This window comes from Vibrio sp. 10N.261.55.A7 (assembly GCF_002877365.1).
Classification (GTDB): Bacteria; Pseudomonadota; Gammaproteobacteria; order Enterobacterales; family Vibrionaceae; genus Vibrio.
The window spans coordinates 1-9,651 of record NZ_MCWZ01000297.1; the positions used below are offsets into that span (position 1 = coordinate 1).

Consider the following 9,651-nt stretch of genomic DNA (forward strand, 5'->3'; position numbering starts at 1 on the left):
GGACATACAAGACGCGATCAATATGCCCAACATGCTGAATCGATTTGGAAGCTACGATTTAGAGCAAGGAACGCAAGCGGAGCGATTCAAACAGCCATTGGAAGAGATGGGTTTTAAGGTGGATATTCGAGACCTAAATTCCGGTGTCCATGGCGTGGTATTCAGTGATGGCAAACTTATTGGTGGTGCGGATCCTCGCCGTGAAGGCATCGTGCTAGGTGATTAAATAATAGGTTAAGCCAATAGCATGAACTCATTAAATAAGGTCAGCATTATGTTGACCTTATTTCTTTGGCTTACGACCGTTAAAACCAGATTCTACGCTCAAACAGTGCTACTCTTTTTAGCCCTAATTCGCATCGCACTGCATCTATCGTCTAAAGAGTCATATCCCATAGGAAACTCTTGCGCAGTCCTTAGATAGCAAGATTCAGGCACATTATGCGAATACTCGGAAAAACAACGCGACCTATAAACATCAAATCTATAAGGATGACTCGTGGAAAAGAGCTTTATTAATGGAACAACACTCTATCGCCAACACCGTTTTTCAGTTCCGCTCAATTACCAAAACGCCCAAGGTGAGACCATTCAGGTGTTTGCTCGTGAAGTGGTGAATATCGATAAAGACGGGGATGAATTGCCTTGGTTAGTCTATTTTCAAGGCGGCCCTGGTTTTCAGTCTCCTCGTGCTGCAGGTGAATCGGGTTGGTTAAAGCGTGCATTGAAAAATTACCGTGTTCTTCTATTGGATCAACGAGGCACAGGGAACAGCTCACCAATCAATCAAGAGTCTCTGGCACATATGAGTTCAGAGCAACAAGCCGAATACCTTACCCACTTCAGAGCCGATAATATTGTTCGAGATGCGGAAACTATTCGCCAACAATTCGGTATCTCTCAATGGGCGACACTTGGACAAAGTTTTGGCGGATTCTGCACCCTGACTTATTTGTCGTTGTTTCCTGAAAGCCTACTGCACTGTTATGTTACCGGCGGTATTCCATCAATAACTCGCCCCGCGGATGACGTGTATCAAGCCACATATCAACGTGTGAGTGATAAGAATAAGGCATTCTTCGCGCAATTCCCTGAGGCGCAACAGATGTGCCGCGATATAGCCGATCACTTGCTGGACAATGAGGTGGTGTTGCCAAACGGGCAAGTATTCACGGTTGAACAGTTCCAATTGATTGGAATAAACCTAGGTCGTGGTGACGCCAATCTTCCCCTTTACTATTTACTAGAAAGCGCTTTCATTGAGGTTAATGGTACTAAGCAACTGAGCTATAGTTTCCTTAATCAAATGCAGCAAGAACAGGGTTATCTGACGAATCCAATCTATGCGATTTTACACGAATCCATCTATTGCCAAGGTGACGCGTCGGATTGGTCTGCTCATCGAGTACGCTCTCAGTTTGAACAATACAATTATCAGGTGGGTCAAGAGTTTTGGTTCACGGGAGAGATGGTGTACCCATGGATGTTTGAGCAATTGAACACTCTCAAGCCATTACGTGTAGCGGCGAACCTTTTGGCAGAAAAAAAGGATTGGTGCAACCTATACAATCCAGAGACATTAAGCCGCAATAAGGTACCAGTAGCCTGCGCTGTTTACGCGGAAGACATGTATGTTGAGTTTGACTACACACGTGAAACACTGCGGAATCTTCCAATGTCTAAAGCGTGGATCACCAACGAGTACGAACATAACGGTATTGGCGTGGACGGAGAGAACATTCTCGACCGATTAATGAGCATGGTGAAAGATCTCGACAGCCTGCCTCACTAAGTTGATTGCCCAGTAATGTGTTAATCAGATGAATACTGGGCTCTAAGGCGTATAGCATTCTCTTTTATGTAAAGAGAATGCTCTCATTTGAGTCGGAAATGATTGATGAGAAAGTAGGATATTGTTGATTTTCACACTACTGATGATGAGCGCGATTCGCCCTAACTAACTAACTAGCTAAACGCAATGCTGGTCGGAGCCCCAATGTAAAACATATCCGAAATACCAAGGGCTTCATCGAATCTAACGCCGAGCTTGAAATCTCGGCTCCCCAGAATTTGTCGCATGTAAACGACAACCCCTGTTAACCTTCTGCTACCCAGTTTAATGTCGACCTTTTCACCGACTTCTATCTTTGTTCGACACTCGAGTCCCAGCCCACCTTTGGAAATGTCGATGAGTTCAACCGCGAAATATTTGGAAAGAAAACTTTTTCTTTTGACTTGGGCATTCACACGTTTCATCGGCATTCTCGGGTGCATACGAAAATCATAGGCAGTGTACTCTCTGGCGGTGAAAGGGGCTTTCTCTGATCTAGTCTCTGGGGTATCGGTAGTCATGTCTTTTAAGGTCATCTATAAATAGGGCAAAGTGACTTGTCTGGTTTGCTTTTTGTGTCGCACAGACCGTGTCGCACTGATTGTGTCGCACAGATTGTGTCGCACAGATTGTGCCGCTTCTGAGGTTCTTCGTGGTATCTCTCTCAACCTAGTGGTGACAGGTCATAACGACTTAAAGCAAAGGCAGGATATAACAACCAGACATACAACAAAAATACAATATTTCAATGGATTACCATCGGATAATCAGTTCGATGAAAAGGTGTTCTGTGACTGATTGGAGGTGAGGTTCCATCGAACAGAAAAGGGAAGAGATCAGGCTGGTTTGCGTCAAATCGGCTTCTCCCTGTGGCGCTGATTCTTTAACCATTATGAGGTTTATTCTGGTTGATATTTAAACGTCGCATTAGGAATGTGTTGGTTGGTGTTGGGTTTGTAGCGATAAATGCTAGTGTTTATCTTAGTGTTGGCTGGATGTTCTGGTTTTTGAAAGTGACTAGTTAAAATATTGGAATTTAACTTCGTATTTGGGTTTATGTATTGAATAAATATCAAGAGGCGGGATAATAAGCTTGTTGTTAAATTTTGGTTAACGAAAAGTAGCGTGAGCAAATAAGGACAAGTCATGGAAATGGAAAATAAATTTCTAATCGAAGCATTTCAAACACCGGGTGATATTGCGCCTCAACTCTCTTCATACTTTGAAGATCTCCCAGCAGATAAATATGTCGACAGTGATCACCGCTATCGCACGTATGCACGCTTTCAGTCTGACTCTGGCGATATCGCTCGACTGCCTCATAGTACGTTTACTCAGTCTTCGGAGTTTAACCGTGTCGTGGGTGACATCGAACGAGACTTTGCTGAGATGGACAATGACATGGTGGAAACGCCGCATTTTCAGCACGTATTGAAATCGTTTATGCAGAGAACCGGCACCGACAAAGATAACTCAGTCGTGGATGTGCATCAGATTCGAGTGACTTGCGATTCAGATTCAACGAGCGCGCCAGCACCTGAAGGCATTCATCAAGATGGTTACCGCTTTGTGGGCATTTTTTGTGTGCAGAGAAAACACATAACCGGTGGCTTTACTCAAATATTTGGCTCCCCAGTTGAGCAGCACCCTCATATGAATACCGTACTGGAAGAGAACCAGTTTGTGATTCTTAATGACTCTCGATTCTTCCACCACATCTCAGAAACGCTATCGAGCGAAATTGGCGAAAAAGGAGTGCGTGATGTCTTCGTCTTTACTGCTTAATCAATCGGGGATTGAAACGCTAAGAAGCCAGTTCCCAGCGTTATCTGAGACAAACAAAGCGTTGACGCCTGTCTACTTTGATGGCCCAGGGGGAACACAGCTGCCTCAATCGGTCATTGAGGGGTTTTCTCGCTATTTAAAGCAAGGTAACTCGAACCTTGGCGGTCAATTCTCTGTGAGCCAATACACGGTGAGTTTGGTGAATACCTGTCGTGAAAAAGCCGCAAGTCTGTTTGGCGCTGCCTCTAAAAATGAAATTGTATTTGGCGCGAATATGACGACCATGGCGTTTCACTTTAGCCGTGCAATCAGCCAAGATTGGCAGCCGGGCGATGAAATCATACTAAGCGATGCGGACCATGGTTCGAACCGTTCTTCATGGGCAATGGCGGCGAAAGACAAGGGCGTGACTGTCCATTATGTTCCCGTGGTGGATGCAACCTGTAACCTAGATTTAGACAAATTTCAGTCTCTATTGAATAAGAAGACTCGCCTTGTCGCGCTCACCGCAGCAAGCAACTTGTCAGGAACCATGGTTGACATTGACAAAGTGACGGCGCTTGCAAAGGCGAATGGCAGTGTTGTCTTTATCGATGCTGTGCATCTGTTGCCGCACCAGATTGTCAATGTACAACAATTGGGCGCGGATTTTGTTGCGGGATCCGCATACAAGTTTTTCGGTCCACACTTAGGTGTTATTTACGGCCGTAAAGAGCAACTTGAAAAGTACACGCCGTACAAAGTAGAGCCAGCACCTACGCATGCTCCCAACTGCTGGGAGACAGGGACACTCAATTTTGAAGCCTTGTCGGCGTTTTCGGCAACGATTGATTACCTGAGTTCTCTAGGGGAAGGAGAGAGCCTAAGAGAGCAGCTTGTGTCTGCTTATGAGAATATTCATCAGTACGAGCAATCGCTAGCGCGCTACTTTTTGCTGCGTCTTACTGAGTTCCCATCAATTGAGTTATTTGGAGAACCGACGGAAGAAAACAGAACGGCGACCTTTGCGCTTCGATTTGGTGAGACTTCACCTTCGGATGTTGCAAAGCACCTGGGTGAGCATGAAATCTATACCTGGAGCGGCCATTTATACGCAGACAGATTGACCGATGCGTTGGGCGTGACGGACAAAGGCGGGATTTTGAGAGTGGGCTTAATGCACTACAATACGAAAGACGAGATCGATCGCTTTTTCCATGCGCTTGAATCCATACTTTAGTGCGCTTATCAAACACAAGTGACGAATAGTTAGAAAGTAAATGCACAGCGATTGAGCCAAACTCAGCAATAAAATGAGTTTGGCTCTTCTTATTGTTTGTCGCTCTACTTTTTCAGGTGAATAAGGTAGAATCTGCCGCTTTCGAGAAATTGAATAATAGTGAGTAAAGGCTGGCAATGAATTATAACCGTGTTGTGTGCTTCGATTTAGAAATGTGCTGTTGGAGTGTCGACGGCGTAGGCACTACGGGTGAAATCATAGAAGTAGGGCTGGCTGAAATTGATGTCGCGAAAGGTGAGATCGTCAAGCGTGCACAATACTATGTGAAGCCAGAAAATGATGAAGTGTCGCTCTTTTGCGCTGAACTGACGGGTATCACTCCTCGAAAAATTGAAAAGCAAGGTCGACCTCTAAAAGACGTCATGCAGTCAATGCAGAAAAACTTTGGTGGACCCAATAAGATCTATGCATCGTGGGGCCGTGACGATCAGATTTTATTCAATGAATGTCGAGAGAAAGGCCTTGATATGCCGTTCAAAGAGTTCATAAACCTCGCGACTCTGTATCGAATTCAAAATCGTCTCAAAGACAAACGTATCGGCCATAAAGCGGCTCAAGAAGCGAAAGATATTGAGTGGGAAGGGCGACAGCACTCTGGTTACGTTGACGCCTATAATCTGGCTAAACTTGCATTGGATATGCTCTAGAGTCTCGTTTCTATAGACTGAGCTTTGAAACCGTTAGGTGGCGTCCCCTTAACGGTACTATTTCCTCGAATTTGTTCCACAAGCGCTAAAAATTAGGCGTTGATCAGTTAAACGTCCATTCACCTTTGCCCTTCAATAATCGATTACCTATTAACAACTGTTTATTTATCAATGACAGAAAGCTTGGCGCGTATGAATTCACTATGATCGACGTATAATAGCTCGGCTGTCTTGCGTATGACGGCATCTTCTAGAGGGTCAATCTCTCCGTCAGCATGCGCGACTTCCCACATCGCTTTAATGAGTTCAAAGCGTGTCTCACGTGAAAGCTCTCTTAATTGAGAGGTAAATTCATATAAAGAGGCTGAGTCTTTTGTCACGGATTCGGCTTGAGTCAGGAGGTCATTCGCTTCTTGTTCTGTTAGTCCGAGTAAGCGTTCAATGAGTTGATGCTTTGCTTCTCTTTCAACTTGATTGATTTGGTGATCAGCACCAGCAACTTCACATAACAAGCAAGCTATAGCCAAGTTTGGGTTTTGATTTTGAGTTCCGCTTAGGTCTTCACCTTCAAGTAGTTGTTTAAAAAGGGAAGTGATCGCATTAAACATAAGAGTTCCTCGTTGAGCATAATGTACTTTTATAGAGTCCTCTTTCATCGCGAGTGATTTTCAAGAACTTTTAAATTTCAACTGCGCGGTGTACCAATCGTCGCGCAATATCCTTAAGTAATAGGGGCGAGAGAGATAAATCACAAGGTGGTTTACGTTAGTTTACAGAATCATGACGTCACTAAATGCATGCTCAAGAGGGAGGAATGTTTCAAACGTGGTGCGAAAAAGGGTTTACTCGGGTGAGTCCGGAACATCAGGGTGTTCCAAAATCTCAATGATTTCAGAGCTTGATGATTCGTGCCCCATAAGAAAGAGCGCGACCATGGCATCGGCTTTTGTTTTTGTGTCAGACGCGTCTTCGATAATTTGTTCAAATCGATGACGAATCATGTCCACTTCATGTTCGACAAACCCTCGCCCTTCTTCGTCACCTTGCGTTTCTTCAGGTGCATTGTCGAATTCTAGAAAGAGCAATTTTCCGTCAAGCGAGGTATTGATTAAGCGTTCAGGTAACCACTCTTCTCCCATCACGATGTCTGGGTCGCTATCTTCGGGTAGAGCCGCGATAATTTTTTTTAAATCAGATACTTTCACAATTCAGTCATTTGAGCGATCATATATACCATTGTAACGGCGAATCACCTTTAAACATAAGGTTTGATTAAAAAATTGTTGCCATTTTGGTGATGTTGAGCAAGGAACAAGAGAAATAGAACATGATGAAAAATAGCCTGTTGTTAGCTCAGTTTGCATTTTGCCTAGGACTCGGTGCTGCGAGTATGCCAGTGTTAGCGGAAAGTGAAGATGATTCACGCGCTAAAGCTGATTCGGAAAGCATGACACCTATTGTCGATGATAATGGCATTGTCGATTCTAGCGTGGTCGCCGAGCAGCAATGGGGAATCGCAGCAATGACTCGTATTGCCTCGATTCCTTTTTATAACGATGTCGGTGATCGCTCTGTTGGTACGTTTATACCGATGCTGTTTTTCAAAAATGATTATGTATTTTTTGAAGGCTTGGAGTTTGGCGCTTATCTTTATCAACCCGATGATGAAGCGTTTGAGATCAACGCGCTTACTAGAATGCGATTTGTTGATATTCCAGCAACCTATCAAAATGGCTATGAAGGGGATACTGCGGATATTGGTATCCAGTATTCTTATCCTTTCGCTGACATCTGGACTGCTGACCTAGAGTTTATGACGGACAGTCGCTTTAACTGGCACAGTAACGCGAGTATTAGTGGCGTTTATGAATCAGGTGACTGGGAAATTAAACCAAAAGCGACGCTTCGTTTCAAAAGCCGTGATTTCAATAGTGTCTATTACGGGTTCTCAAATTATGAATTCGGCCAAGATGTGAGTGCGGGTGTCGATGCCAAAGTGGGTTTAGACATTCGCTATCATGTGATTTCAAACCTTTATTTAATGGGTTCAACAGCGGTTACTCGGCTTGATAACAACGCTTATGAAAGCTCAATCGTTCAAGAGCGATATCAAGGTGAACTCTACTTTGGTTTTGGTTTCTTTAATGATAAAAACAAAGCGCCTAAATCTGCATTGAGCAATAAGCGATACGTTCGGATTGCACACGGTTGGGCGACGCCATCAAACATTGGCGATATTCTCAAGTTCAATTCGGAAAAAGACGAATTCAATAATCAGCTTAGCTCGGTGTTCTACGGTCATCCGCTCACTGATGAGTTGTTTGGTCTTCCTATCGATATCTATTTAACACCAGGTATTGTGCATCACTGGTCTTCAGACGTGCAATCGTCGAGCACTGAATATGTCGCTGCTATTAAGGCGTACTATACGGTTGATTGGCCGGTGAAATGGCGTATTGGTGTCGCGGAAGGTCTTTCATACATCGACAACGTGACTTACATTGAAAGTAAAGAGATGATTGAGAAAGATAAGGTGCCGAGTCAACTGTTGAACTACCTGGACTTTTCTCTGGATATCAATGTAGGCGATCTTTTAGCGCAAGATGGGCTTAACAATATGTGGCTTGGGTATTCGATACATCACCGTTCGGCGATCTTTGAGAAAGCCTCTCAATATGGTCGAATCAAAGGTGGCAGTAACTACAACTCCATCTATCTACAGCTCGATTTCTAGATAGATTCAGTGATGAAACAAACGCCTAACTGTGTAAACATTTAGGCGTTTTTTGGTTTTGTTTTTTGTCGAAACCGGAAAAGTGCTACAATCCGCACAGTTTTATATGCTTTAGATTAAATAGGAACTGCTTTGACCTCGTCTCAGCCAAACAACGAATCCCAAACTCAGCCTGCAAGCTCTAAGTCTGCAAACAATGCTCAATCACTTCGCAAAGCGTTGAATGAGTGTATGCTGCGTGACCGATTTCGCTTAAGTAAACGCATTAGCGGCGCAAGCAAAATAAAAAAAGAAGCGTCTCGCAATGTTGTATTTGATGAAATCGCCCTCGATATTGCGAAATCAATGATGTCAGCTCAACAGCGCATCAATTTCCAGCCAAGAATTGAATACCCCGATATTCTTCCCGTCAGTCAAAGGCGAGATGACATCGCTGAAGCAATTGAGAACAATCAAGTAGTGATTGTGGCGGGTGAAACGGGCTCAGGTAAAACGACTCAGATCCCGAAGATTTGTGCAGAACTTGGCCGCGGAAAATATGGCTTAATTGGCCACACTCAACCAAGGCGTTTAGCGGCTCGTTCTGTTGCTAACCGTATTGCCGAAGAAGTCCAAACACCGCTTGGTGAGTTTGTTGGTTATAAGGTTCGTTTTAACGATCAAATCTCCGATAACACGCAGATCAAGCTGATGACAGACGGTATCTTACTGGCTGAAATCAGTCACGACCGTTACCTGAACCAATACGACACCATCATCATCGATGAAGCGCACGAACGCAGTCTGAATATCGACTTTATTCTTGGTTATCTGAAAGAGCTATTACCAAAGCGTCCTGATCTTAAGATCATTATTACATCGGCCACCATCGACCCTGAGCGTTTTTCAAAACACTTTAACGATGCGCCTATTATCGAAGTTTCTGGCCGCACGTACCCTGTGGATACCCGATACCGCCCATTAAGTGGAGAAGACGATACCGACCGAGATCAGCTCGAAGGTATCTTTGAAGCGGTAGACGAGCTGTGCGATGAGGGGCAGGGCGACATCCTGATCTTTATGAACGGTGAGCGCGAGATACGCGATACGGCTGACGCATTGAACAAGCGCAACCTGCGTGACACAGAAGTTGTTCCGCTTTATGCCCGTTTGTCGTCGAGTGAGCAAAATAGAATATTCCAATCCCATTCAGGAAGACGAATTGTTCTCGCAACCAACGTAGCGGAAACCTCGCTGACGGTGCCTGGCATTAAGTACGTCATTGACCCGGGTACTGCGCGAATCAGCCGTTACAGCTACCGAACCAAAGTTCAAAGGCTGCCGATAGAACCTGTTTCTCAAGCGAGTGCGAATCAACGTAAAGGTCGTTGTGGCC

General features: G+C 44.5%; 9 protein-coding genes and 1 pseudogene. 7 read left to right on the top strand and 3 right to left on the bottom strand.

Going from position 1 to position 9,651, the window contains the following annotated elements; translation table 11 throughout:
- A pseudogene (locus tag BCU12_RS16280) lies at positions 1 to 226 on the top strand (gamma-glutamyltransferase); the annotation flags it as partial.
- A gap of 273 nt (positions 227 to 499) precedes the next feature.
- A complete protein-coding gene (locus BCU12_RS16285) occupies positions 500 to 1,792 on the top strand; it encodes an alpha/beta fold hydrolase (protein WP_102405315.1) in 1,293 nt (430 codons plus the stop codon).
- Between the two features lie 173 nt (positions 1,793 to 1,965).
- On the opposite strand, the gene BCU12_RS16290 is transcribed toward BCU12_RS16285, so the two are convergent.
- On the bottom strand, positions 1,966 to 2,352 hold the full coding sequence (locus BCU12_RS16290) for a PilZ domain-containing protein (RefSeq protein WP_157939885.1): 387 nt from the start codon (positions 2,350 to 2,352) through the stop codon (positions 1,966 to 1,968).
- A gap of 625 nt (positions 2,353 to 2,977) precedes the next feature.
- Here BCU12_RS16290 and BCU12_RS16295 point away from each other — a divergent pair.
- From BCU12_RS16295 to BCU12_RS16305, 3 genes are all read left to right on the top strand, one after another.
- Positions 2,978 to 3,616, top strand: a complete 639-nt coding sequence (locus BCU12_RS16295; RefSeq protein WP_102405317.1) for a 2OG-Fe dioxygenase family protein — start codon at positions 2,978 to 2,980, stop codon at positions 3,614 to 3,616.
- Positions 3,594 to 4,835, top strand: a complete 1,242-nt coding sequence (locus BCU12_RS16300; protein ID WP_102405318.1) for a cysteine desulfurase-like protein — start codon at positions 3,594 to 3,596, stop codon at positions 4,833 to 4,835. Before BCU12_RS16295 ends, BCU12_RS16300 begins: the two co-directional genes overlap by 23 nt.
- A 176-nt stretch (positions 4,836 to 5,011) precedes the next feature.
- Positions 5,012 to 5,542, top strand: a complete 531-nt coding sequence (locus BCU12_RS16305) for a 3'-5' exonuclease (protein WP_102405319.1) — start codon at positions 5,012 to 5,014, stop codon at positions 5,540 to 5,542.
- A gap of 161 nt (positions 5,543 to 5,703) precedes the next feature.
- Here the strand turns inward: BCU12_RS16305 and BCU12_RS16310 are convergent, their stop codons facing one another.
- Positions 5,704 to 6,150, bottom strand: a complete 447-nt coding sequence (locus tag BCU12_RS16310; protein ID WP_102405320.1) for a TerB family tellurite resistance protein — start codon at positions 6,148 to 6,150, stop codon at positions 5,704 to 5,706.
- Positions 6,151 to 6,384: 234 nt separating this feature from the next.
- A complete protein-coding gene (locus BCU12_RS16315; RefSeq protein ID WP_102405321.1) occupies positions 6,385 to 6,747 on the bottom strand; it encodes a hypothetical protein in 363 nt (120 codons plus the stop codon).
- Between the two features lie 242 nt (positions 6,748 to 6,989).
- Between BCU12_RS16315 and BCU12_RS16320 the strand changes: the two genes are divergently transcribed.
- Together BCU12_RS16320 and hrpA are read left to right on the top strand one after the other, a co-directional pair.
- Entirely contained in the window at positions 6,990 to 8,276 is a 1,287-nt protein-coding gene (locus BCU12_RS16320; RefSeq protein ID WP_241909858.1) for a MipA/OmpV family protein, read from the top strand.
- Positions 8,277 to 8,408: 132 nt separating this feature from the next.
- On the top strand, positions 8,409 to 9,651 hold a 1,243-nt coding region (gene hrpA / locus BCU12_RS16325), incomplete at its 3' end, for an ATP-dependent RNA helicase HrpA (RefSeq protein WP_102405322.1).

Coding starts and splice junctions, on each gene's coding strand:
- BCU12_RS16290 (WP_157939885.1), bottom strand. CDS start 2,352: ATGACTACCGATACCCCAGAGACTAGATCAGAGAAAGCCCCTTTCACC.
- BCU12_RS16295 (WP_102405317.1), top strand. CDS start 2,978: ATGGAAATGGAAAATAAATTTCTAATCGAAGCATTTCAAACACCGGGT.
- BCU12_RS16300 (WP_102405318.1), top strand. CDS start 3,594: ATGTCTTCGTCTTTACTGCTTAATCAATCGGGGATTGAAACGCTAAGA.
- BCU12_RS16305 (WP_102405319.1), top strand. CDS start 5,012: ATGAATTATAACCGTGTTGTGTGCTTCGATTTAGAAATGTGCTGTTGG.
- BCU12_RS16310 (WP_102405320.1), bottom strand. CDS start 6,150: ATGTTTAATGCGATCACTTCCCTTTTTAAACAACTACTTGAAGGTGAA.
- BCU12_RS16320 (WP_241909858.1), top strand. CDS start 6,990: ATGACACCTATTGTCGATGATAATGGCATTGTCGATTCTAGCGTGGTC.